This is a genomic window from Sulfitobacter maritimus, assembly GCF_013346665.1.
Lineage (GTDB): Bacteria > Pseudomonadota > Alphaproteobacteria > Rhodobacterales > Rhodobacteraceae > Sulfitobacter > Sulfitobacter maritimus.
The window spans coordinates 94,363-116,469 of the sequence record NZ_JABVBB010000028.1; the positions used below are offsets into that span (position 1 = coordinate 94,363).

Below are 22,107 nucleotides of genomic sequence, written 5' to 3' on the forward strand. Positions count from 1 at the left end.
TGCCGCTCTGCCGACACGAGGGCGTGAAGGCCGTGTTGCATCTCTTGTCGCGCACGCCTCTGGGGCGCATGTTGGAGGGAATAGACGGAGGACCACATGGCCCAACTCAAGAAAATTCTGCTTGTCGACGATGATGATGACCTGCGTGAAGCGCTTAGCGAACAGCTCATTATGACCGAAGATTTCGATGTCTTCGAAGCCGCGAATGGCACGGAGGCGATGGCCCGCGCCAAAGAGGCGCTCTATGACTTGGTGATCTTGGACGTGGGCCTGCCCGACACCGATGGCCGCGAGCTGTGCCGTTTGATGCGCAAGCAAGGGGTGAAGAGCCCGATCCTGATGCTGACCGGCCATGACACGGATGCCGACACGATCCTTGGCCTCGATGCGGGCGCGAACGACTATGTGACCAAACCGTTCAAGTTCCCCGTCCTGCTGGCCCGCATCCGCGCGCAACTGCGCCAGCATGAGCAATCCGAAGACGCGGTGTTCCAGTTGGGGCCTTATACGTTTAAACCCGCGATGAAGCTGTTGATGACCGAGGACGACCAGAAGGTGCGGTTGACCGAGAAGGAAACCAATATCCTTAAATTCCTGTATCGATCCAATGATGGGGTGGTGCCGCGTGACGTGCTGCTGCATGAGGTCTGGGGCTATAACGCCGGGGTCACGACCCATACGTTGGAGACCCATATCTACCGGTTGCGGCAAAAGATCGAACCTGACCCGTCGAACGCCCGTTTGTTGGTCACGGAATCAGGCGGTTACAGACTGATGCCATAAAAGCGGGAACCAATTCCGGCCCCTGTGGTTGGATTCCCTGAGAGGCGGGGTTTTCATGACCCGCACCTCGGTTTGAACCCGAAGATTGTACCCGGGTACTGGTACATACCTCCCTGTTGGACTGGCCGGGCCCCTGAGCCCGGCCGTTTTTTTGTGTGGTGGGTTCCTAGCCGGTCATTGCTAACGGTTGTCGGTGCCACTCTGGCCCGGCCTCAAGCCGCAGGCGCCGGGCCATCGCCTGCCCGCCCGTAACGCCAGAGGCATGCCGTATTATGATGGGCGCCCCTTTGGTGCGACCGGGTAGGCGATTTGGTTAGGCTGGGTGTGCTTTCCCTAACGCACATTAAAGCTAAGAAATAAAGGGAGGGGGCGAACGTCCGTCGCATCGCGAACCCGCGGACAGGCGATGGCCCTCATTCAGATTTCCTCGTGGCACCCCGGCGCCCCTCACGTTACTGTGCCGGACCACCCCCCAGACCGGAGCCTGCCCTCATGTCCTTTTCCCTCGCCACTTGGAACATCAACTCCGTTCGCCTACGCGAGCCTTTGGTGCTGAAGCTGCTGGCCGAACACGGGCCGGATGTACTCTGCCTGCAAGAATGCAAAAGCCCGGTCGATAAGATCCCGGTCGAGGCGTTCAAGGCGGCGGGTTATACGCACATGGTGGCGCGGGGGCAGAAAGGCTACAACGGCGTGGCGATCCTGTCGAAGTTACCGCTGCTGGATGCAGGCGATCAGGATTTTGCCATGCTCGGCCACGCCCGCCATGTGGCGGCAAAGCTGGAAAATGGCACCACGATCCACAATTTCTATGTGCCCGCAGGCGGCGACAAACCCGACCGCGAGATCAATGAGAAATTTGGCCAGAAGCTCGACTACCTTTCGGAAATGCGTGACTGGTTCCATGCTGAGAAGCCGGAGAAGTCGATCCTTGTGGGTGATCTGAACATCGCCCCGCGTGAGGATGATGTTTGGGACCACAAGAAGCTGCTCAAGATCGTCAGTCACACGCCGCTTGAGGTCGAAGCGCTCGGGGCCGTGCAGGATGCGGGCAATTGGGTGGACATCACCCGGCAGGATATGCCGACGGGCAATCTGTATAGCTGGTGGTCCTACCGTGCCGCCGATTGGGACGCTGCTGACAAGGGTCGCCGGCTGGATCATATCTGGGCCACATCCGACATTGCGCAGGCGGGACACTCCAGCCACATCGTCCGCGACGCACGCGGATGGGAGAAGCCCAGCGACCACGCGCCGGTTTTTGCCAGTTTTGACCTTTGAATCACGCCGCTGCACGTCCATATAAGGCCAAACGCGATTAGCGAGGATGACACGATGACCGATCTGAACCTTTCCACCGCCACCCCGGCAGATGCTGACCTGATCAAGGACACGACCGAAGCGACCTTCATGGCCGATGTGGTCGAAGCCTCGCAGACCGTCCCGGTCATCGTCGATTTCTGGGCGCCGTGGTGCGGCCCTTGCAAAACGCTTGGCCCGATGCTCGAAGACGCGGTGCGCGCGGCCAAGGGTGCGGTCAAGATGGTAAAGGTCGATGTCGATCAGGCGCAGGCCATTGCGGGGCAGTTGCAGATTCAGTCGATCCCTACGGTCTATGCCTTTTACAAAGGCCAGCCCGTTGATGGTTTCCAAGGCGCGCTGCCGCAGTCCGAGATTAAAGCCTTTGTTGATCGGGTCGTAAAAGCGGGCGGCGGCGAAGCGCCCGGCGATACGCTGGCCGACGCCGTAGAGGCTGCTGAAGAGATGCTGGCCGAAGGAGCCGCAACGGATGCGGTTCAGACCTTTGCCGCGATCCTCGAAGAAGACCCGATGAACGCGGCCGCCTATGGCGGTATGGTGCGTGCGCATATCGCGATGGATTCGCTTGATCAGGCGGAGGCGTTGCTCAATGGTGCGCCGATTGAAATCTCCAAAGCGCCCGAACTGGAAGCAGCACATGCGCAGTTGCAGCTGGCGCGACAGGCGGCTGACGCAGGTCCGGTGGCGGAATTGACCGACAAGGTTGAGGCTAATCCCGACGATCATCAGGCGCGCTTTGATCTGGCCCAAGCGCTCTATGCGCATAACGACGCCGAAGGGGCGGTGGAACATCTGCTTGAACTCTTCCGCCGGGATCGCGAATGGAACGACGGTGCCGCAAAGACGCAGCTTTTCACCATTTTCGAGGCGCTGAAACCCAACGATCCGGTGGTCTTGAATGGCCGTCGCAAACTGTCGTCAATGATATTTGCCTGACGGGGGAGGCGCACTACGTCCCTCACCATGATCAAGCCAGCCGAATTGCCTCAGACTATCGCGATCTTTCCGTTGGCAGGGGCGCTACTGCTGCCCCGCTCGCGTCTGCCGCTGCATATCTTTGAGCCGCGCTATCTTCAGATGATCGAAGACACTCTGAAAACCGATACGCGGCTCATCGGTATGGTGCAGCCGAATGAGGTGCCAGGGCGTGACGGGTCGCAATTGCAGAGCATCGGCTGCGCCGGGCGGATCACTCAGTTCTCCGAAACCGAGGATGGGCGTTATATGGTCACCCTTGCCGGCATGTCGCGGTTCCGGGTGGTGCAAGAGATCGACGGGTTCAGCCCCTACCGCCGTTGCGATGTGAACTGGGCGGGATTTGAACGTGATATGGGCGGGGGCGAGGTTGACGCCAATTTTGACCGGTCACGTTTTCTCGATCTACTGGGCCGCTATTTCGACACCAAGGGCTTGTCAGCCGATTGGGATACGTTGAAAGAGGCGGAGGACGAGCTGCTGATCAACTCCTTGTCGATGATGCTGGAGTTTGAGGCCGAAGACAAACAAGCCCTGCTCGAAGCGCCCTCGCTGGAGACCCGGCGCGAGACATTGGTGACACTGATCGAATTTGCCATGCGCGGCGGTCAGGAAGAAGGATTGATGCAATGACCGACCCCGTGACCGTGCAATTTGACCGCCGGATGCTTGAGGCGCTGATCTGCCCGCGCAGCCAGACCACGCTGACCTATGATGCGGAAAAGCAAGAGCTGGTGTCCAAGGCTGCCGGTCTGGCCTATCCGATCCGCAACGGTATTCCCGTCATGTTGCCCGATGAGGCCCGCACGCTTTAACCGCGCTAAAGCGGTTTGCCCTGCATGAGCCTTGGCAATTCTCCTGTAAGTCCCGCCGCTTCGCGAATGAAACCTCGGCGCAGGCCGGGCAGGGCGTTGACCGCCGCCATGCCAATGTCGCGGGCCAGTCGAATGAAGGCGTTATCGTTTGAGAACAGGCGGTTAAAGCTGTCCGTGGCCAGCGCAAGACTCGCATTGTCGAACCGCCGCCATTCCTGATAGCGCGCCAAAACCGCATCGCTGCCGGGGTCTTCGCCGCGTCGCACAGCGTCGGCTATGACCTCCGCCAGCGCCGCCACATCGCGCAGACCCGCGTTCAATCCTTGCCCTGCAATCGGATGCACCCCATGTGCCGCATCGCCCAACAGCGCCACACGCGGGGCAACCATCGAATGGGCCAGCGACAGGCCAAGGGGATAGCAGTAGCGCGGGCCGGTGAGAGAGATATCGCCCAAGAAGCTGCCAAAACGCGGGCGCAGAACGTCGAGGTACCCCGCATTGGGCAATGCATTGATCGCGGCGGCATTGGCACTGCGCTCGCTCCAGACGATCAGCGAGCGGTTCCCGGTTAGTGGCAGGATCGCCAGCGGACCGGGCGGCATAAAGAATTGATGCGCGACGCCGTGGTGTGGTTTCTCGTGGTTGACCACGCAGACCAGCGCGGTTTGGTCATAGGACCATCCAATCCGCTTGATGCCCGCCCGCTCAGCCGTGCCGCTGCCACGTCCATCGGCGCCCACGGCGAGCCGCGCGCGCAGAGTTTCACCATCGGCGAGGGTAAGGGTGATGCCCGTAGGTTCGACCGTTTGATCTGTGACGCGGGTGCCGTTCAACAGGGTAATCGCCGGGTCGGCTTTCACCGCGTCCAGCAAAGCGCGGCGCAGATGGTGGTCTTCGACCATATGCCCCATTGGGCCTTCTTCGATCTCAGCATGGTCGAAATGCATGAACATGGGGGAAGGGCCGGTGCCCGCGCGCCCGTCAGTCACCTTGATCTCCAGCATCGGCTGGGCCTGTTGAGCTATCTTGGGCCAGATGCCAATGCCTTCCATCAGCCGCACTGAGGTCAGCGCCAGCGCATAGGCGCGGCCATCAAATTCGGCGTCTTCAAAGGTCTGCGCGGGCAGGGCGTCGATCACCGCCACGCGCAGTCCTGCGCGGCTGAGGGCCAAGGCAAGGGCCGGGCCGTTCAGCCCGCCGCCGATGATTGCGATATCGTGGTCAAATTCCATGGCCCTAAATATGACCTGCGCGCGGGGATTGTCCATGTGCGGAACGGTCGCTAGGTTCGCCAAGAACAGCGGCAAGGGGGACGACATGCGCGAATGGTTGGAAATGACGGCAGCGGACTTAGGGCGCGGCATCGCGGCAGGGGACATCGATCCGGTGGCGCTTTGCGATACCTACCTTGATGCTATCGACGGGCATCCAATGCGCGACCGTATCTATGCCCGCGTCACCGCCGACCGCGCCCGCGCTGAGGCGGCAGCGGCGGCAGAGCGCGCGCGCGATGGGCAGCGGTTGTCGCCGCTCGATGGGGTGCCAATCTCTTGGAAAGACCTGTTTGACACCGCAGGCACGGAAACTGCAGCGGGGTCGAAACTGCTTGACGGCCGCGTGCCGGAGCAAGACGCCGAAGTCCTGCGCAATGCCTCCGCGATGGGGCTGGTCTGCCTTGGCAAAACCCACATGAGCGAATTGGCCTTTTCGGGCCTTGGTCATAACCCCAGCACCGCAACGCCGCCTTGCATCAATGAGCCGGACAGCGTGTCGGGTGGTTCTTCCTCCGGCGCGGCGGCCTCTGTCGCGTTTAATCTGGCCGCGGCGGCGATCGGCTCTGACACGGGCGGATCGGTGCGTATTCCAGCGGCGTGGAACGATCTGGTGGGGCTCAAGACGACGGCGGGGCGGGTCTCTCTTGTCGGCACGGTGCCACTGGCGGCCAAGTTTGATACTGTTGGTCCCCTGTGCCGCTCGGTCGAAGATGCGGCGCTTTTGCTGGCTTTGCTGGAAGGTGAGAAACCCATCGATCTGCAAGAAAGCGAATTGGAAGGCTGTCGCTTTGCGATCTTGACCAATGTGGTGATGGACGACCTGTCAGAGGAGCCAAAAGCCGCATTCGAGGCTGCAGTGGCGCGTTTAAAAGACGCCGGAGCCACGATAGACGAGATTGAAGTGCCCGAAGTCGAAGACGCCATGCCGCTGAGTTCGTGCCTTTACACCACTGAGGCCTATGGACTGTGGCGCGATGTGATTGAGGCCAACCCCAAGGCGATGTTTTCGGAAATTCTTGAGCGTTTTCGGACGGGCAAACAGTTCTCCGGCCCCGATTACGTGGCCGCTTGGGCCAAGCTTGATCTGGCGCGGGCAGGGTACGATCGGGCTGTGGCAGGCTATGACGCAGTGTTGGTGCCGACTGCGCCGATGTTGCCGCCAAACATTGAGCGGCTCAACAGCGACCATGACTATTACCTTGCGCAGAATCTCCTGTCGCTGCGCAACACGCGAGTCGCGAATCTGATGGGGCTCTGCGCCCTGACGTTGCCAACCGAAGCGCCGTCTTGTGGCATTTCTCTGATGGCTGCGCCAAATGCCGAAGAACAGCTTTTGCGCCTTGGTGCAGCGGCTGAAGCGGCCCTGCGCGAGGCATAACGGCGCACGACCGAAAAGCCACAAGGGCCGCAAATCTCCCGGTTTTTCTGGACGGGGGAGGCGCCCTTGGGTACCTTGGGGCAAACGGGGCGCTAATGATCCCGATCCGAGGCAGTTGTGATGATGTATTCCGAGCGGTTTTCGAACCTTCCGGCCCACGTGTGGCCGCGCCTGCGTGCCTTGCTTGATGGGCATGAGGGCGGTGGCACGCCTGTTCACATGACCATTGGCGAGCCGAAACATGCGTTTCCCGCATGGGTGACCGATGAGATTACCAAACATGCGGAAGGGTTTAACAAATACCCGCCAAATGACGGCTCGCCCGAATTGCGCGGGGCGGTTTCTGCATGGATCGCGCGGCGCTACGGCGTTGAGATGGACCCCGACAGCGAGGTCATGGCGCTGAACGGCACCCGCGAAGGGCTGTATAACGCTGTCATCGCGCTCTGCCCGGAGACCAAGAATGGCGAGAAATCGGCCATTTTGATGCCGAACCCCTTTTACCAGGTCTATATGATCGGCGCGATTTCCGGTGCGTCTGACCCGATCATGGTGCCCGCCACGGCTGAAACGGGACATCTGCCCGATTTCGCCAACCTGCCCGAAGAGGTGCTGCGCCGCACCACGGCGGCTTACCTCTGCTCGCCCGCCAACCCGCAAGGCGTTGTGGCATCGCGCGATTACTGGGCCAATTTGATCGCATTGGCTGAGAAATACGATTTCCTGATCTTCGCCGACGAATGTTATTCCGAGATCTACCGCGATACGCCGCCCACCGGTGCGCTGGAGGTGGCTAAAGAGCTGGGCACCGACCGCAACCGCGTGGTGATCTTTCACTCGCTGTCGAAACGCTCCAACCTGCCGGGGCTGCGGTCTGGCTTTGCCGCCAGCGGGCCGGAGACGATGCGCGAGATGAAACAGTTGCGCAATTACGCGGGCGCGCCGTTGCCGCTGCCTTTGCAGCAAGCCGCCGCTGCCGTTTGGGCGGATGAGGCGCATGTTCAAGAAAACCGTGCGCTCTACCAAGAGAAATACGCCATTGCCGACCGGATCTTTGGCGATGTGCCGGGTTACGCGAGCCCAGAGGCCGGGTTTTTCCTTTGGCTCCCGGTTGAGGATGACGAGGAAGCGGCGCTGAAGCTCTGGCGCGAGACCGGCGTGCGGGTGCTGCCGGGCAGCTACCTGTCGCAAGACGTGGCCGGGGGGAACCCCGGCAAGAATTACATTCGGGTCGCTTTGGTGGCCCCAAAAGACGAAACGACGCGCGGGTTGGAAGCGATCCGCGACTGTCTGTATTCGACATAAGCGAGGGACGACATGGCATTTCAGACACGGGGACGCGATCCATTGCTAGACAGCAACATGGCCGAGGCAATCGAAAAGCGCGGTCGTGAACTGCTGGGACTGGCATTGATCATGCTGGGCATCATGGCCGCCATGATGATCGGCAGCTACACGCCCGACGATCCCAATTGGATGGTCTCAACCGATGCGCCGGTGCAGAACTGGATGGGCCGGATCGGGGCCTCTATCGCCGCGCCGTTGTTCATGATCGTCGGTTGGGGGGCTTGGGGCATTGCCATTGTCCTGCTGCTCTGGGGCGGTCGTTTTGCGCTGCATCTGGGCGAAGACCGTGCCATCTCGCGCTTGATCTTTGCTCCCATTGCCGTGGCACTCGGCGCGATCTATGCCGCCACGCTGGCCCCCGGTCAGGACTGGCTGCTTACCCATAGCTTTGGTCTTGGGGGGCTCTTTGGCGACACCGTCATGGGTGCGCTGCTGACCATCTTGCCGATTGGATCGACCCTTACGGTCAAGTTGATGTCTCTGCTGATGGGCATCGCCATCGTGGCGCTCGGCGCTTTTGTTTTGGGCTTCACCAAGGCCGAGTTGCAACGCATCCTGCGCTTTATGCTGGTTGGGCTGATCATGGCCTATGCCGGGTTGATGAACCTCTTGGGCCGAGGCGCGAGCGGGGCCGTTCTGACAGCGCAGAACCTCGCCGCCCGTCAGGCCGACCGCCGCGAGCGCCGTCGGTTGGAGGCCGAAGAGGCTGAACAATGGGCCACCCAGGCGGACGATGACTACTACGCGCAGGCCCCGATGGCCGAGCCAGAGGACCAGCGCGGCAGTCTCTTTGGCCGTATGCCCGGCCTGATCAAACGTCCTGAATCTGACGGCATGCCAGAGCCGGAACTGATCGAGACCTATAGCGACGCGATTGTTGACGAGACACCGGGCGAAGAGCGCATCAAGAGCAAGATCGCGGATGTCATCAAGAACCGCGTCCGCACGGCCAATGCAGTGCACACCCCAACCACAGCGCCGCTAACCAAAGGCCGGGGCAGGGGGCCGGACCCGTTGCTGCTCAACACCAGCCAGCCAGCCGCTCTGCGTGCCGAGCCGCCGTTGACCGCTGGCCCAGCCACGCTGCGGCCAGAGCCGATGCTGCGTAAACCTCAAGTACAGCCAGAGCGAATGCATGAGACACCAGAGCCGATGCATGAGCCGATGATGCAAGAGCCGATGGTCGAGAGCTACCAAGACACCGTCACCTCTGAAACGCTGCCGCTGCAAGAAGCGCCTGCGCCCGAGGCGATGAAAATCCCCGTCGCCGAGCCGCGTAAAGTTGTGCAGCAACCGACCCGCAGGGTCGTGCAGCCGTCGAAGCAAGCGCAGGTCGAAGCACAACCGGCCCTGACCTTTGAGGACACACATCCGGGTTTCGAACTGCCGCCGCTGAGCCTGCTCGAAAGCCCCGAAAGCGTGCAACGCCTGCATCTGAGCGATGAGGCGCTGGAAGAAAACGCCCGCATGTTGGAAACCGTGCTGGATGACTATGGCGTGAAGGGCGAGATCGTCGCCGTGCGCCCCGGTCCGGTTGTGACCATGTATGAGCTTGAGCCTGCGCCGGGTCTCAAGGCCAGCCGCGTGATCGGTCTGGCGGATGACATCGCCCGCTCCATGGCTGCGCTGTCGGCGCGTGTCTCTACCGTGCCGGGCCGCTCGGTCATCGGGATCGAACTGCCCAACGAGAACCGCGAGAAGGTGATCCTCCGCGAGATCCTGTCGAGCCGTGATTTCGGCGACGGCAACCAGCGTTTGCCGCTGGCGCTCGGCAAGGACATCGGCGGTGATCCCGTAGTCGCGAACCTTGCGAAAATGCCCCACCTGCTGATCGCCGGGACCACCGGCTCGGGTAAATCCGTGGCGATCAACACAATGATCCTGTCGCTGCTCTACAAGCTGACACCGCAGGAATGCCGGATGATCATGATCGACCCGAAGATGCTGGAACTGTCAGTCTATGACGGCATCCCGCATTTGCTGAGCCCAGTTGTCACCGACCCCAAGAAGGCCGTTGTGGCGCTGAAATGGGTCGTGGGCGAGATGGAAGAACGCTACCGCAAAATGTCCAAGATGGGCGTGCGCAACATCGAAGGCTACAACGGCCGCGTCCGTGAAGCGCTGGCCAAAGGCGAGATGTTCTCCCGCACCGTGCAGACCGGCTTTGACGAGGACACCGGCGAGCCGATCTTCGAGACTGAGGAAAACACACCTGAGGCGCTGCCCTATATCGTCGTCATCGTCGACGAGATGGCCGACCTGATGATGGTCGCGGGCAAGGAGATCGAAGCCTGCATCCAGCGACTGGCGCAGATGGCGCGGGCCTCTGGTATCCACCTCATTATGGCCACCCAGCGGCCTTCGGTCGACGTGATCACCGGCACGATCAAGGCGAACTTCCCCACGCGTATTTCCTTCCAAGTGACCTCGAAAATCGACAGCCGGACGATCTTGGGCGAAATGGGCGCTGAGCAACTCTTGGGCATGGGCGACATGCTTTACATGGCAGGCGGGGCCAAGATCACCCGCTGCCATGGTCCCTTTGTCAGCGATGAAGAAGTCGAAGAGATCGTCAACCACCTCAAGCAATTCGGCGAGCCGGATTACGTCTCAGGCGTGGTCGAAGGGCCGTCCGAGGATAAGGAAAGCAACATCGACGCGGTGCTGGGCCTTGGCGGCAATACCGATGGCGAAGACGCGCTTTATGACACCGCCGTTCAGGTGGTCATCAAAGACCGCAAATGCTCGACATCTTACATCCAGCGGAAACTGGCGATCGGCTATAACAAAGCCGCGCGCCTGGTGGAGCAGATGGAGGAAGAGGGGCTTGTCTCTCCGGCGAACCACGTCGGCAAGCGTGAGATTTTGGTGCCCGAACAGAACTAAAGAGCGTTCTTTCCACACTCTCCACAACCAACCAAAGCACCGCCCGGAACATTCCCGGCGGTGTTTTTCTTTGTATGGACAAGGGAGTTAGCGAAAAACCGCGCCCTGATATCGAATAACAGACAGACCCGCCCTATGTCTGATGGTGAGACAACACAGGACTTGAACACATGCGTAAACTTACTTCTGCGATTCTAGCAATTGGGCTGACCGTAACGGCGCCTCTCGCGGCTGCTGCGCAGCAATTGTCACTGGGCGAAATCTCGGGCTACCTGAACCAGCTGCGGACCGCTAAGGGCGCTTTCACCCAGATCAATGACGATGGTTCGGTCAGCTCTGGCACGGTCTATATCAAACGTCCCGGCAAGGTGCGCTTTGAATATAACGCGCCGGATTCCGGGCTTGTGGTGGCCGGGGCCAATACTGTTGTGATCTATGACAAAAAGTCCAACCAGCCGGCGGAAACCTATCCGCTGTCGCGCACCCCACTGTCGATCATTCTGGCCGACCGCGTCGATCTGGGCCGCGCTAAGATGGTGACGGGCCATAGCTATGACGGCACAGCCACGACTGTCACGGCCCAAGACCCTGCGAACCCGCAGTATGGGAACATCCAGATGAAGTTCACCGGCAACCCGGTGCAGCTGCGTCAGTGGGTGATCAACGACGGGAATGGCAGTGCTACGACCGTCGTGCTGGGCGATATGCAGGTGGGCGTGAACATCCCCAACAGCATGTTCGACACCGGTGCGGCACGGGCCAATACGGACCGTTAACTTGGCCGCTCACGGCTTTGCCTGACATAAGAAAAGGGCGGCGGTCCAACCGTCGCCCTTTTTGTTGCGTTCGACATGACGGGTTGCGACCCTACCACCATCCCAGACGACAGGCCGCAATCTGTCGCTCATAGAGCTTTGCGCGGGCGTCCACTTTTCCTGCGACCCCGACCAGCCAAGCCTTGCTGTTGTAGCTTTGACGCGAAAACCCAGTATGCCCCTCGTGATAGGCGAGATACTGGTTGCGGGCATCATGCAAGGATACGCCATTCCGGTCGCGGGTGAGGTTCATGTACCAGCCCATGAAATCACTCGCATCGCGAATCTCGTCTCGCTTGGCCCAGCGGCGGCCTTCGGATTTCAGATATTCATCCCATGTGGCGTCCAAGGCTTGTGAGTAGCCAAAGGCGCTGGATTGACGGCCCATGGGAATCACGCCCAACACATATTTGAAAGGCGTCCGGGCATCGGCGACGAATTTGCTTTCTTGATGGATGGTCGCCATCTGCACGTGAATTGGTACGCCCCATTTACGCTCAGTTGCGCGGAACGCTTTGTGGTATTCGGGGCGCTCTTTGAGAATCGTACAGGCGTTATCCAAATCGCGCGGCGCCGATTGCTGGCCGCCGCCACAGGATGCCACCAGCAGCACAATTATCATTGCGCGAAGATGCTTGCTCATCTGCCTCTCGCCTTTTTATCATGACGTGTTTTCATAGAGTTTAAACGATTCTGACCCCCGATCACATCATATTTTTGACTTTCTCGGCGCAGCTTTCGGCGTTAATGCGCCGGTTTTCCGGGGCGGGGCAGGCGGCTCCCCGCTGGCGCGAAACTGCTTCACCATTACAAATGGGCAAAGCCTATTAGACACATCAAGATCACAAACTGTTTCCCGGTCACATCGGGCTGAGATTGGACAAAAGCCCCTTGAACCGATTACGAGTGAGGGGTAGGGGCTGCCATGTTATGATACGTACGCGCGCAAAATATCACCTCGGTCAGGTTGTCCGGCACAAGAAGCACCCCTTTCGCGGGGTGATCTTTGACGTGGATCCGGAATTTGCCAACACTGAGGAATGGTATGAATCGATCCCCGAGGAAAACCGCCCGGTCAAGGATCAACCCTACTATCATCTGCTCGCGGAAAACGATCAAAGCTATTACGTGGCCTATGTGTCCGAGCAGAATCTTGTCGCCGACTATTCCGGTGAGCCGGTCGATCACCCCGACATTCCCGATCTGTTTGGCCCCTTCACCGATGGCGCCTACCCGTTGCATTTTCAATTGAATTGATCCGGCGGGTCGCTGTCTAGCGCACATTCCCGACCCGTCACAGGTATACCGCATAGTTCCTCGGCACCGCGTACTGGGTGGGGGCTATTAAACGCGGCACCGAGGGAAGCCATATGCAGCTACAAGAGCATCTATGCCGCCCAACCGTGGCGCAAATGTGATCTGCGCGGGGCTGTTTTTGGGTATCAATCAGGCCGATCAGAGGCCGACGCGCAAGCCTGCGAAGACAGCGCGACAGCAAGACGCAAGCCAAGGTGGTTTTCCCGATTGACGCGACGATACGTCAAATCCTTGGCCAAATCGCGGATCAAAAACCAGCCAAATCCCCCCTCCGGCAAATCTTCCGTCTCAGAATCCACCGTTTGTGCCATGCTCAAGGGGGGCTGCCCGCCGGGCATCGGCAACCCTGTATCGCGCAAGTGAAAATGGAGCCCATCCGGCGCGTGATGGCAGGCCAGATGAATCGGCCCCGGCGTCTTGGGGTCGGGATAGGCGTGTTCAACGATATTGTTCAACGCTTCGGCCAGCACCAACTCGACCGTGCTCGCCACCTCGGGGTCCAGCGCCAGCGGTTGCAAAGCGTCCAGAACGCGGCGCAGCGCCTTTCGTGTCGCGAGGGGGCTGCTTTCGACGGTAAAGGCAAAAGGGTTCAACAGCGGCGGCGGGACCGCAGAGGGATGCGACATGGCATCAGGCCCGATGCGCGGTCAATGCCGCGTCGAGCGTGCCAAACACACTGAAAACGGAATCCATCCGCGTCAGCTTGAACACTTTGTCCACCGCAGGTGTCAGCCCTGCCAACACGAGCGCCCGCTGTGGCATCAGGTGTTTCATCGTGGCGACGATGGCGCCCAAGCCGCTGGAATCGATGAAGTCGACCTTTTGCAAATCAAGGATCACCACAGCCGGTGCGTTCGCCGTGGTCTGGCGCATGGCGTCTTTAAACTCCAACGCGGCGGCGGCATCGATCCGTTCGTGCAGCACACTGACCACGCAAAAGCGGTCTTCTGTTTTCGTGGAAACTTCCATAGACAGACCTCAAGATGGCAATGTTCCAGACGTGAATATCCGCAAATCCTTACCAAGAGGTTTGCAGGACAGCTTAGGTAGACGAAGATGCGCAATGTCGTGATAACAGGTGCCGCAAGAACCCCGATGGGCGGCTTTCAAGGGGCTTTCGGGAGCCTCACCGCTGCCGAACTGGGCGGCAGCGCCATCAAGGCTGCGCTCAGCGACATGGACTCTTCGAAGGTGCAGGAAGTGCTGATGGGCTGTGTTCTGCCCGCGGGGCAGGGCCAAGCGCCCGCCCGGCAGGCCGGTTTCAAAGCCGGTCTGGGCGAGGATGTCCCTGCCACGACGCTTAACAAGATGTGCGGTTCCGGCATGAAGGCGGCGATGATGGCCTTTGACCAGATCGCCCTTGGCCAGACCGATGTGATGGTCGCCGGCGGCATGGAAAGCATGACCAACGCGCCCTATGTCCTGCCCAAAATGCGCGGCGGGGCGCGGCTGGGACATGGGCAGGTGATCGACCATATGTTCCTCGATGGGTTGGAAGACGCCTATGACAAGGGCCGCCTGATGGGCACCTTTGCCGAGGACTGCGCCGAACGCTTCCAGTTCACCCGTGAAACACAGGATGACTACGCGCTGGCCTCGCTCTCCCGCGCGATAGAAGCACAGGAAAACGGGGCTTTCGCGGATGAGATCGCCCCCGTCGAGGTGACCTCTCGCAAGGGCAGCACAACGGTCAGCGCTGACGAGCAACCCGCCAGCGCGCGGCCTGAGAAAATCCCGCAGCTCAAACCCGCCTTCCGTGAGGGCGGCACGGTCACGGCGGCGAACTCTTCCTCCATTTCAGACGGCGCGGCAGCGCTGGTCCTGTCAGATGAAGACACCGCTAAGGCCAACGGCCAGACCATCCGCGCACGCATCGTCGGCCATGCCAGCCATGCCCAAGCGCCCGGCTTTTTCACCACAGCACCCGTGCCCGCCGCGCAAAAACTGTTGGAGCGGATCGGTTGGAAGAAAGAGGACGTGGATCTGTGGGAAGTCAATGAGGCCTTTGCCGTCGTGCCATTGGCCTTCATGCATGAAATGGGTCTGTCTCATGACATCGTAAACGTCAACGGCGGGGCCTGTGCGCTTGGCCATCCCATCGGCGCCTCGGGCGCGCGGATCATGGTGACCCTGCTCAACGCGCTCGAAAAGCGCGGGCTGAAACGCGGCGTGGCCGCGATCTGCATCGGTGGGGGCGAAGGCACCGCCATCGCGATTGAGCGCCCCTAAACGCCTTTCGGCCCTAAATACCTTCCGGGGGGACTGGGGGCAGACAGCCCCCGGCCGCGCCCGCAACAAGAGACCTCCATGACTGTAGACTACCAAACCCTCGCCAAAACCCTCGCCGCCCTGACCGAAGGCGAAGATGATGCCGTGGCCCTCATGGCCACCGTGGCGTGCGAAGTGCATCACGCGGACGACCGTTTCGACTGGACCGGCTTTTACCGCGTCACCGGTCCCGAATTGCTCAAGATCGGACCGTACCAAGGCGGCCACGGCTGTCTGGTGATCCCCTTCTCGCGCGGCGTCTGCGGCGCGGCGGCGCGTACGGGCGAGGTGCAACTGGTCGCGGATGTCGACGCCTTCCCCGGCCATATCGCCTGCGCCTCCTCCACCCGGTCGGAACTGGTGCTCCCGGTCTGGAACGGCGCGGGGCGGCTTTTGGGCGTGTTTGACATCGACAGCAACCAGCCCGACGCCTTTACCCAAGCGGACGCCGATGCCCTTAGCGCGATCTTGAAAGACAGTTTCGCTGCCGTTCCATGACCTTTGAGGCTTGGCTCGTCTTTGCGCTGTTCTGGTTGGTTTTTGTGACCACGCCGGGGCCGAATGCGGTCAACTGCATCTCAAACGGCATGACCTTAGGCTTTCGCCGCGCCCTACCGGGGGTGCTGGCGATCCTTACCCAAGCCACTATATTCCTGCTGTTCTCTGCCCTCGGTATCACGGCCCTGATCGCGGCCTCGCCTACCGGGTTTTTCGTAGCCAAGCTCATTGGCGCGGGCTTTTTGATCTACCTCGGTATTCGCGGTTGGTTCATGGCGCGCAAACCGCCGGTGATGCAGGAGCGCCCCGCCGCCTCGATCTTCCTGCGCGCCTTTGCGATCGCCACGATCAATCCGAAATCGGTGGCGGGCTACCTCGCGGCCTTTTCGCAATTCGTACAGCCAGACGTGCCGATCTGGAGTCAGATGACCGTCATCATGCCCACGGCCCTGTTTCTGACGGCCTGTAGCTACACCGGCTTCACCGCCCTCGGCGCAGGGATCGGCAGGGCGGCGTTGGGCGCTGTCTTTAACGTTTGGTTTCGCCGGGTCATGGCGGTCTGCTTTGTGATTTACGGCCTGCTCCTGGGCTTCAGTTCCACGCCTGCGGCCCGCGGTTGACTTGAACCACCGCGCCACTTCTGCAAAAGGGGCGCATGGATAGCGCATATACCCCGCCGCAGGACCCGCTGGTGATCCTGCATGAAGACGCCGAAGTTCTGCTTGTCGATAAGCCCTCCGGCTTGCTCAGCGTGCCGGGCAAAGGCGAGCATCTGGCCGATTGCCTACTCGCGCGGGTGCAAGCGGTGTTCCCCGAGGCGCTGCTGGTGCATCGTCTGGACCGAGACACCTCAGGCGTGATGATCTTTGCCATGACGCCCTATGCGCAGCGCCACCTTGGGCTGCAATTTGAAAAGCGCATGACCCGGAAAACCTATATTGCGAGGGTTTGGGGTAAGCCGGCAGAGCAGAGCGGGACCGTCGATCTGCCGTTGATCGTGGACTGGCCGAACCGACCCTTGCAGATGGTCTGTCACGAGACCGGCAAGCCTGCGCAGACCGATTGGAAGGTGATCAAGAGCGATGGTGAAACCTCGCGCCTGCGGCTTTTTCCCAAGACTGGGCGCAGCCATCAGTTGCGGGTGCATATGCTGGCGCTCGGCCATCCGATCTTGGGCGACCCCTTTTATGCCACCGGCCCTGCACGCGATTTCCCGCGTCTGATGCTGCATTCTGAGGAGTTGCGCTTCAATCATCCGCAGGGCGGTAAATCGACCAAGGTGCGTGCGAAGGCGCCGTTTTGAGGGCTGGCTCGCCCCCTCTGGCGCTGTGGCGGTGGTGAGGGCGGACGGTATTTAAGAAAGGATGAAGAAGGAGGGGCGGTGGCGCTGCGGTGGTCCTGGGCCTTTGGCATTCGGGGGGTGCAACCCTAGGCGAGAGTGATTAGCTTAGGCGTGTCTGTTCACAGAATGACCCGGAGGATATCATGGGCTTGCGCATCAACGACACTATTCCCGATCTGAACGTCGAAACCGATCACGGCAGCTTTTCCCTGCATGAGTTTGTCGGCGACAATTGGGCGATCCTGTTTTCGCATCCAAAGGATTTCACCCCGGTCTGCACCACTGAGTTTGGCGCCGTGGCCCGTCTGTCAGAAGAGTGGGAAAAGCGCGGCACCAAGGTTATTGGCGTCAGCGTAGATGGGGTAGAAGAGCATAAGAAATGGAAGGGCGATATTGAGAAGGTTGCTGGCACCGAGGCGGGCTTCCCGATTATTGCGGACGCCGGGCTAGAGGTGTCAAAGGCCTTCGACATGCTGCCTGCGGAAGCCTATCTGCCCGATGGCCGCACGCCGAATGACAGCGCTACAGTGCGGGCGGTTTTTATTATCGGGCCGGACAAACAGTTGAAGTTGAGCATGACTTACCCGATGAACGTGGGCCGCAACTTTGCCGAGATTCTGCGGGCGTTGGACGGGCTGCAGACAGCTGCCAAAAACGGCGTGGCGACCCCGGCTGACTGGCAGGTGGGTGAGGATGTGATCATTCCGCCGACCGTGTCGGATGAGGATGCGAAGGCGAAGTTCGGCGACTTTGATGCGGTATTGCCTTACTTGCGTAAGACCAAGGTGCCGGGTTAAAGCGGTTAGCGGTGGCCGAGCCTATGAGCGACGGCCATCGCTTTCTCATGTAGCAGCCGGCGCTGTTTGCGCAGGCCATAGAGTGGCGACCGGCGAAACTGGCCTCTGTTTCCGGCTGATCGGGCGGAGATATCGCTGTCGAACTGACCAGCGGTAACAAGGCTTTGACCTGTCGCCAGTCCCATGTCGGAGCGTGTCAATACCTGCCTGAGCATGTTGTCTGCGGGGCAAAAGATGGGTTCGGCGGCGGCCAGAAAGGCTGCGGCCCCGGCCCGGTTCCAGATTAGTGCATGGGCGAGCATCGGAAAGTAATGGGCGCGGAGTATCGAGACGCCCGCGACCTCGGCCATCGGGGTGGTGATTTTCAGGCGTGTCGCTCCGAGGTTTACACAATGCCAATCGTCGCGGGGACGCAGCCATTCTATTAACGCCGCCGCGGCGGTTTTAAACTCCGGTTTCAGAGCGATGTCGTCTTCAAAAACGAAGCCGATATCATCGCCGCTTTCCAGAAAAGCTGTCGCGGCGCGCTGGTGAGAAACGTAGCAGCCGACTTCACCTTGTGTCATCGACCGGCCCATGAACTGCCGGGCTTTGCGGTCGTCATATGGTGCGTATTGTGCCAGGTCTATCTCGCGCCCGTCGAATGCATCTACACGGATCGTGTCGATTTGCACGTCGTCCAGTTCAGCCTTTGCGCTGTCAAATCTCTGGGGGGAGGCGGCTAGATTGATAACGAAGCCTTTGGCGCGCTGCGGCATAGCTTTGACCTCATCGCTATCGCCCATTGAGGAAGCGACAGCCGTTATTTTAGGTTAAACCTTGGGTGTTGGCCGACCGCGCAGCCAGTTCTTGAACCGTTTGAAGGCGGAGGGTGGCTTGTGAGCGACGCTGACAAACCCGATGTGCTGGCAAGCGCCGGGTTTTAAGAAGGCCGTGAATTTACCCTGTTTGCGCAGGTGACGCGAGATATGGCTTTCGCGTTTAAACCCGCTGAAGCCGCCAACTTCTTTCCAAAGAGAGAGAGGGGCAAGATGCGGATTGAAAGTATAGCCATACCATTTGGGGCTAAGAGCATCCATCCGCGCGTAGGAGATACCCGCGCATTCCTCGGTGACGATCTGGGCGCGGGCCGCGTCTTCGATGAAGAAATTATCGGTGTCGCGGAAACAGACCGAAGAAATATCGGGATGTGCCTCCAGCAAGCGCAGGGCATCATCGAGGAAATCGTGGCGGGTGAACTCCCAGTCGTCTTCCATATGAAAGACATAAGGTGTGCGCACCTTGGCATACATGGCATCGACAGCGGGGTGGTGTCCGACTTGTTTGCCCAAATCAATACGCTGGCCATGGGGGCAAAGCCGATCAAATACTGCGCTTGTTTCAGCATCACCAAAGTCGTTGATGCCGATGATCGGTAGCTTGCGCAGTTCCGGGCCGAGGCTTTCGAGCGTTTGTTGCAAGACATCGGGCCGCAGCCCCATGGTGATGCAAATCGTGACCAAATTTTCTGCGCTCATGTCTCGTACAGCCCTAGGGGGAAAGCTGCGGACCCCCATGAGGGCCCGCAGCAGGTGTTAATTAACCTTCTGCCGCTTCTTTCTTCTCGGCAGTGATCTCTTCACCCGTTTCCTGATCGACAACCTTCATCGACAGACGCACCTTGCCGCGATCGTCAAAGCCCAAGAGCTTCACTTTCACTTCCTGACCTTCCTTCAGAACATCCGAAGGGTGGTTCAGGCGGCGGTTTTCGATCTGGGACACGTGGACCAGACCGTCGCGCTTGCCAAAGAAGTTCACGAAGGCGCCGAAATCGACGATCTTGACCACGGTGCCGGTGTAGACGGCGCCTTCTTCGGGCTCGGCCACGATCGAATAGATCATGTCATAGGCCTTTTTGATGGCTTCGCCGTTCGGGCTTGCGATCTTGATGATGCCTTCGTCGTTGATGTCGACCTTGGCGCCGGAGACTTCGACGATCTCGCGGATGACCTTGCCGCCTGAACCGATCACTTCACGGATCTTGTCGGTGGGGATCTGCATGGTCTCGATGCGCGGGGCGTGGACGGAGAAGTCAGCCGCACCGGAGATCGCTTTGTTCATCTCGCCGAGGATGTGGATGCGGCCTTCTTTGGCCTGCGCCAAGGCTTTTTCCATGATCTCGGGCGTGATGCCGGCGACCTTGATGTCCATCTGCAAGGACGTGATGCCCGCTTCGGTCCCGGCCACTTTGAAGTCCATGTCGCCGAGGTGGTCTTCGTCACCCAGGATGTCCGACAGGATCGCGTAGGAGCCGTCATCTTCGAGGATCAGACCCATTGCCACACCGGCCACAGCCGATTTCAGCGGCACGCCTGCGTCCATCATGGACAGCGAGCCCCCGCAGACCGATGCCATCGACGAGGAGCCGTTGGATTCGGTGATCTCGGACACGAGACGGATGGTGTAGGGGAAGTCTGTTGCCGCGGGCAGAACCGCCTGAAGGGCACGCCAAGCGAGCTTACCGTGACCGACTTCGCGACGTCCGGGAGGGCCCACACGACCAACTTCACCAACCGAGTAGGGGGGGAAGTTATAGTGCAGCAGGAAGTTCGATTTGAAGTTGCCGTGCAGTGCGTCGATGAATTGCTCATCGTCGCCGGTGCCGAGCGTGGTCACGACCAAGCCCTGCGTTTCACCGCGGGTGAAGAGCGCGGAGCCGTGGGTCCGCGGCAATACGCCGGTTTCAGCCACGATGTCGCGGATTTCGTCGGTGCGACGACCGTCGATACGCTTGCCGGTTTTCACCACATCGCCACGCAGGATGCTGGCCTCAAGGCCTTTCATCGCGGAGCTGAGGTTCTTGTCCTCAAGCTGCTCTTCGGTGAGCTTGCTCTTGATGGTTTCGCGGGCGGCGGCAACAGCGGCGGTGCGCTCTTGCTTGTCCACGATCGCGAAGGCCGCGCGCATTTCATCCTCACCGGCTGCTTTCACAGCGGCGGACAGCTCGGAGTAATCTTCGGGCTGGAAGTCGAACGGCTCTTTCGCGGCGTCTTCGGCCAGATCGATGATCAGGTCGATAACCGGCTGGATCTGCTCATGGGCGAACTTAACGGCACCCAGCATTTCCTCTTCCGACAGCTCATAGGCTTCGGATTCGACCATCATCACGGCGTCTTTGGTGCCAGCAACAACCAGATCGAGGCGCTGATCGGGGTTCAGGCGCAGGTCCTGCATGTCGTCGATTGTTGGGTTGAGGACATAGTCGCCACCCTCATAGCCGACACGGCAGCCAGCAATCGGGCCACGGAACGGCGCGCCAGAGATGGTCAGCGCGGCGGAGGCTGCGATCATCGCGACCATGTCGGGGTCGTTGACCAGATCGTGGCTCAGCACGGTGCACATCACCAGAACTTCGTTTTTGAAGCCGGGGACGAAGAGCGGGCGGATCGGACGGTCGATCAGACGCGCGGTCAGTGTTTCCTTCTCGGTGGGGCGGGCCTCACGCTTGAAGAAGCCACCCGGTACTTTACCGGCGGCATAGTATTTCTCTTGGTAGTGCACGGTCAGGGGGAAGAAATCCTGGCCGGGCTTTTGCTGACGTGCGTACGTCACGTTGGCCATAACGCTGGTTTCGCCCAGCGTTGCAATCACCGACCCGTCCGCCTGACGGGCAACCTTACCGGTTTCCAGTGTCAGCGTCTCTTCGCCCCACTGGATCGATTTTTTCGTCACATTAAACATCTACGTTTCCTTTTTGGCCCATTGGCCATTGCATAGGGGCCGTATTGCCCCTGACTCCGGTATCTTCTTTTCAGGCGCTGGAGTCCGGGCGCCGGATTTCAGATTGCGCGGGCATACATGTTTTCAAGGCAAATGGGAAGGGATTGCGTAAAAGCGGCGCTTTTCGCGGCGGCTTCTCTCCGATGAGGGGGACTTTCGCGGCGCACATAAAAAAACCTCCCGGCGCGGGCCGGGAGGTTTCAGCAGTCTTGTCACCGGGAAGCCCGGCAGACCAGCGCTTAGCGGCGCAGGCCGAGGCGTTTGATGAGGTCCTGATAACGGGACTCATCCTTCGCCTTAACGTAATCCAGCAGCTTGCGGCGTGTCGCGACCATTTTCAAAAGACCACGGCGGCCGTGGTTGTCTTTTTTATGGGTCTTGAAGTGCTCGGTCAGCGTGGTGATGCGCGATGTCAGAATGGCAACCTGAACTTCGGGCGAACCTGTGTCGCCTTCTTTGGTTGCGAAATCTTTCATGACTTTTGCTTTTTCTTCAGCAGTAATCGACATCGGGGTCTCCTTTCGAAAAGAGTT

23 protein-coding genes are annotated in these 22,107 nt (G+C 60.1%); 15 read left to right on the top strand and 8 right to left on the bottom strand.

Translation table 11 applies throughout. The features are described 5' to 3' along the window. Positions 1-96: 96 nt before the first annotated feature. The 5 genes from HTT03_RS08600 to HTT03_RS08620 all read left to right on the top strand — a co-directional run bounded on the left by HTT03_RS08600 (position 97) and on the right by HTT03_RS08620 (position 3,893). Positions 97-783, top strand: coding sequence for a response regulator transcription factor (locus HTT03_RS08600; protein ID WP_174859439.1), 687 nt, complete (start codon positions 97-99; stop codon positions 781-783). 492 nt (positions 784-1,275) lie between these two features. Next, the gene (locus tag HTT03_RS08605) at positions 1,276-2,064 is read left to right on the top strand and encodes an exodeoxyribonuclease III (RefSeq protein WP_174859440.1); all 789 of its coding nucleotides are present in this window, start codon (positions 1,276-1,278) and stop codon (positions 2,062-2,064) included. Positions 2,065-2,118: 54 nt separating this feature from the next. Next, on the top strand, positions 2,119-3,039 hold the full coding sequence (gene trxA, locus HTT03_RS08610) for a thioredoxin (RefSeq protein WP_174859441.1): 921 nt from the start codon (positions 2,119-2,121) through the stop codon (positions 3,037-3,039). Between the two features lie 27 nt (positions 3,040-3,066). Continuing rightward, on the top strand, positions 3,067-3,711 hold the full coding sequence (locus HTT03_RS08615) for an LON peptidase substrate-binding domain-containing protein (RefSeq protein ID WP_174859442.1): 645 nt from the start codon (positions 3,067-3,069) through the stop codon (positions 3,709-3,711). Then, entirely contained in the window at positions 3,708-3,893 is a 186-nt protein-coding gene (locus tag HTT03_RS08620) for a Trm112 family protein (protein ID WP_174859443.1), read from the top strand. Before HTT03_RS08615 ends, HTT03_RS08620 begins: the two co-directional genes overlap by 4 nt. A gap of 5 nt (positions 3,894-3,898) precedes the next feature. Here HTT03_RS08620 and HTT03_RS08625 read toward each other — a convergent pair whose 3' ends face one another. Continuing rightward, positions 3,899-5,125: an FAD-dependent monooxygenase gene (locus HTT03_RS08625; RefSeq protein WP_174859444.1), complete on the bottom strand. Its 1,227-nt coding sequence runs from the start codon at positions 5,123-5,125 to the stop codon at positions 3,899-3,901. An 85-nt stretch (positions 5,126-5,210) separates the two neighbouring features. On the opposite strand from HTT03_RS08625, the gene HTT03_RS08630 reads away from it, so the two are divergent. The 4 genes from HTT03_RS08630 (at position 5,211) to HTT03_RS08645 (ending at position 11,554) form a co-directional block, all read left to right on the top strand. Then, positions 5,211-6,545, top strand: a complete 1,335-nt coding sequence (locus HTT03_RS08630; protein ID WP_174859445.1) for an amidase — start codon at positions 5,211-5,213, stop codon at positions 6,543-6,545. Positions 6,546-6,665: 120 nt separating this feature from the next. Continuing rightward, positions 6,666-7,850, top strand: a complete 1,185-nt coding sequence (locus tag HTT03_RS08635; protein ID WP_174859446.1) for an aminotransferase class I/II-fold pyridoxal phosphate-dependent enzyme — start codon at positions 6,666-6,668, stop codon at positions 7,848-7,850. 12 nt (positions 7,851-7,862) lie between these two features. Next, entirely contained in the window at positions 7,863-10,778 is a 2,916-nt protein-coding gene (locus tag HTT03_RS08640) for a DNA translocase FtsK (protein WP_174859447.1), read from the top strand. Between the two features lie 170 nt (positions 10,779-10,948). Continuing rightward, positions 10,949-11,554 (top strand): LolA family protein, encoded by a 606-nt coding sequence (locus tag HTT03_RS08645; RefSeq protein ID WP_174859448.1) that lies wholly within the window; start codon positions 10,949-10,951, stop codon positions 11,552-11,554. A 91-nt stretch (positions 11,555-11,645) separates the two neighbouring features. Here the strand turns inward: HTT03_RS08645 and HTT03_RS08650 are convergent, their stop codons facing one another. After that, on the bottom strand, positions 11,646-12,236 hold the full coding sequence (locus HTT03_RS08650) for a transglycosylase SLT domain-containing protein (protein WP_174859449.1): 591 nt from the start codon (positions 12,234-12,236) through the stop codon (positions 11,646-11,648). A 287-nt stretch (positions 12,237-12,523) separates the two neighbouring features. Between HTT03_RS08650 and hspQ the strand changes: the two genes are divergently transcribed. Continuing rightward, positions 12,524-12,850 carry a heat shock protein HspQ gene (hspQ, locus tag HTT03_RS08655; protein WP_174859450.1) on the top strand — a complete coding sequence of 109 codons (327 nt, stop codon included), beginning with the start codon at positions 12,524-12,526 and terminating at the stop codon, positions 12,848-12,850. A gap of 185 nt (positions 12,851-13,035) precedes the next feature. Here the strand turns inward: hspQ and HTT03_RS08660 are convergent, their stop codons facing one another. Together HTT03_RS08660 and HTT03_RS08665 are read right to left on the bottom strand one after the other, a co-directional pair. Then, complete coding sequence (locus HTT03_RS08660) at positions 13,036-13,536, bottom strand: ATP-binding protein (protein WP_174859451.1); 501 nt, start codon at positions 13,534-13,536, stop codon at positions 13,036-13,038. A gap of 4 nt (positions 13,537-13,540) precedes the next feature. Further along, complete coding sequence (locus HTT03_RS08665) at positions 13,541-13,879, bottom strand: STAS domain-containing protein (protein WP_174859452.1); 339 nt, start codon at positions 13,877-13,879, stop codon at positions 13,541-13,543. 87 nt (positions 13,880-13,966) lie between these two features. Here HTT03_RS08665 and HTT03_RS08670 point away from each other — a divergent pair, with 87 nt between their 5' ends. The 5 genes from HTT03_RS08670 (at position 13,967) to HTT03_RS08690 (ending at position 17,815) form a co-directional block, all read left to right on the top strand. Continuing rightward, positions 13,967-15,139: a thiolase family protein gene (locus tag HTT03_RS08670; protein ID WP_174859453.1), complete on the top strand. Its 1,173-nt coding sequence runs from the start codon at positions 13,967-13,969 to the stop codon at positions 15,137-15,139. 78 nt (positions 15,140-15,217) lie between these two features. Continuing rightward, entirely contained in the window at positions 15,218-15,676 is a 459-nt protein-coding gene (locus tag HTT03_RS08675; RefSeq protein ID WP_174859454.1) for a GAF domain-containing protein, read from the top strand. Further along, entirely contained in the window at positions 15,673-16,296 is a 624-nt protein-coding gene (locus HTT03_RS08680; protein ID WP_174859455.1) for a LysE family translocator, read from the top strand. Before HTT03_RS08675 ends, HTT03_RS08680 begins: the two co-directional genes overlap by 4 nt. 35 nt (positions 16,297-16,331) lie before the next feature. After that, positions 16,332-16,979: an RluA family pseudouridine synthase gene (locus tag HTT03_RS08685; RefSeq protein WP_174859456.1), complete on the top strand. Its 648-nt coding sequence runs from the start codon at positions 16,332-16,334 to the stop codon at positions 16,977-16,979. A 182-nt stretch (positions 16,980-17,161) separates the two neighbouring features. After that, positions 17,162-17,815: a peroxiredoxin gene (locus tag HTT03_RS08690; RefSeq protein ID WP_174859457.1), complete on the top strand. Its 654-nt coding sequence runs from the start codon at positions 17,162-17,164 to the stop codon at positions 17,813-17,815. Between the two features lie 5 nt (positions 17,816-17,820). Here HTT03_RS08690 and HTT03_RS08695 read toward each other — a convergent pair whose 3' ends face one another. The 4 genes from HTT03_RS08695 to rpsO form a co-directional block, all read right to left on the bottom strand. Next, a complete protein-coding gene (locus HTT03_RS08695; RefSeq protein ID WP_174859458.1) occupies positions 17,821-18,600 on the bottom strand; it encodes a glycosyltransferase family 25 protein in 780 nt (259 codons plus the stop codon). 27 nt (positions 18,601-18,627) lie between these two features. Further along, the gene (locus HTT03_RS08700) at positions 18,628-19,332 is read right to left on the bottom strand and encodes a glycosyltransferase (RefSeq protein WP_174859459.1); all 705 of its coding nucleotides are present in this window, start codon (positions 19,330-19,332) and stop codon (positions 18,628-18,630) included. Between the two features lie 61 nt (positions 19,333-19,393). Then, the gene (gene pnp / locus HTT03_RS08705; protein ID WP_174859460.1) at positions 19,394-21,535 is read right to left on the bottom strand and encodes a polyribonucleotide nucleotidyltransferase; all 2,142 of its coding nucleotides are present in this window, start codon (positions 21,533-21,535) and stop codon (positions 19,394-19,396) included. 278 nt (positions 21,536-21,813) lie between these two features. Next, positions 21,814-22,083 carry a 30S ribosomal protein S15 gene (gene rpsO / locus HTT03_RS08710; RefSeq protein WP_174859461.1) on the bottom strand — a complete coding sequence of 90 codons (270 nt, stop codon included), beginning with the start codon at positions 22,081-22,083 and terminating at the stop codon, positions 21,814-21,816. Positions 22,084-22,107 lie beyond the last annotated feature (24 nt).

Bases quoted from the DNA above. Each gene is read 5' to 3' on its own strand.
- HTT03_RS08600 (WP_174859439.1), top strand. From the start codon at position 97: ATGGCCCAACTCAAGAAAATTCTGCTTGTCGACGATGATGATGACCTG.
- HTT03_RS08605 (WP_174859440.1), top strand. From the start codon at position 1,276: ATGTCCTTTTCCCTCGCCACTTGGAACATCAACTCCGTTCGCCTACGC.
- trxA (WP_174859441.1), top strand. From the start codon at position 2,119: ATGACCGATCTGAACCTTTCCACCGCCACCCCGGCAGATGCTGACCTG.
- HTT03_RS08615 (WP_174859442.1), top strand. From the start codon at position 3,067: ATGATCAAGCCAGCCGAATTGCCTCAGACTATCGCGATCTTTCCGTTG.
- HTT03_RS08620 (WP_174859443.1), top strand. From the start codon at position 3,708: ATGACCGACCCCGTGACCGTGCAATTTGACCGCCGGATGCTTGAGGCG.
- HTT03_RS08625 (WP_174859444.1), bottom strand. From the start codon at position 5,125: ATGGAATTTGACCACGATATCGCAATCATCGGCGGCGGGCTGAACGGC.
- HTT03_RS08630 (WP_174859445.1), top strand. From the start codon at position 5,211: ATGCGCGAATGGTTGGAAATGACGGCAGCGGACTTAGGGCGCGGCATC.
- HTT03_RS08635 (WP_174859446.1), top strand. From the start codon at position 6,666: ATGATGTATTCCGAGCGGTTTTCGAACCTTCCGGCCCACGTGTGGCCG.
- HTT03_RS08640 (WP_174859447.1), top strand. From the start codon at position 7,863: ATGGCATTTCAGACACGGGGACGCGATCCATTGCTAGACAGCAACATG.
- HTT03_RS08645 (WP_174859448.1), top strand. From the start codon at position 10,949: ATGCGTAAACTTACTTCTGCGATTCTAGCAATTGGGCTGACCGTAACG.
- HTT03_RS08650 (WP_174859449.1), bottom strand. From the start codon at position 12,236: ATGAGCAAGCATCTTCGCGCAATGATAATTGTGCTGCTGGTGGCATCC.
- hspQ (WP_174859450.1), top strand. From the start codon at position 12,524: ATGATACGTACGCGCGCAAAATATCACCTCGGTCAGGTTGTCCGGCAC.
- HTT03_RS08660 (WP_174859451.1), bottom strand. From the start codon at position 13,536: ATGTCGCATCCCTCTGCGGTCCCGCCGCCGCTGTTGAACCCTTTTGCC.
- HTT03_RS08665 (WP_174859452.1), bottom strand. From the start codon at position 13,879: ATGGAAGTTTCCACGAAAACAGAAGACCGCTTTTGCGTGGTCAGTGTG.
- HTT03_RS08670 (WP_174859453.1), top strand. From the start codon at position 13,967: ATGCGCAATGTCGTGATAACAGGTGCCGCAAGAACCCCGATGGGCGGC.
- HTT03_RS08675 (WP_174859454.1), top strand. From the start codon at position 15,218: ATGACTGTAGACTACCAAACCCTCGCCAAAACCCTCGCCGCCCTGACC.
- HTT03_RS08680 (WP_174859455.1), top strand. From the start codon at position 15,673: ATGACCTTTGAGGCTTGGCTCGTCTTTGCGCTGTTCTGGTTGGTTTTT.
- HTT03_RS08685 (WP_174859456.1), top strand. From the start codon at position 16,332: ATGGATAGCGCATATACCCCGCCGCAGGACCCGCTGGTGATCCTGCAT.
- HTT03_RS08690 (WP_174859457.1), top strand. From the start codon at position 17,162: ATGGGCTTGCGCATCAACGACACTATTCCCGATCTGAACGTCGAAACC.
- HTT03_RS08695 (WP_174859458.1), bottom strand. From the start codon at position 18,600: ATGGGCGATAGCGATGAGGTCAAAGCTATGCCGCAGCGCGCCAAAGGC.
- HTT03_RS08700 (WP_174859459.1), bottom strand. From the start codon at position 19,332: ATGAGCGCAGAAAATTTGGTCACGATTTGCATCACCATGGGGCTGCGG.
- pnp (WP_174859460.1), bottom strand. From the start codon at position 21,535: ATGTTTAATGTGACGAAAAAATCGATCCAGTGGGGCGAAGAGACGCTG.
- rpsO (WP_174859461.1), bottom strand. From the start codon at position 22,083: ATGTCGATTACTGCTGAAGAAAAAGCAAAAGTCATGAAAGATTTCGCA.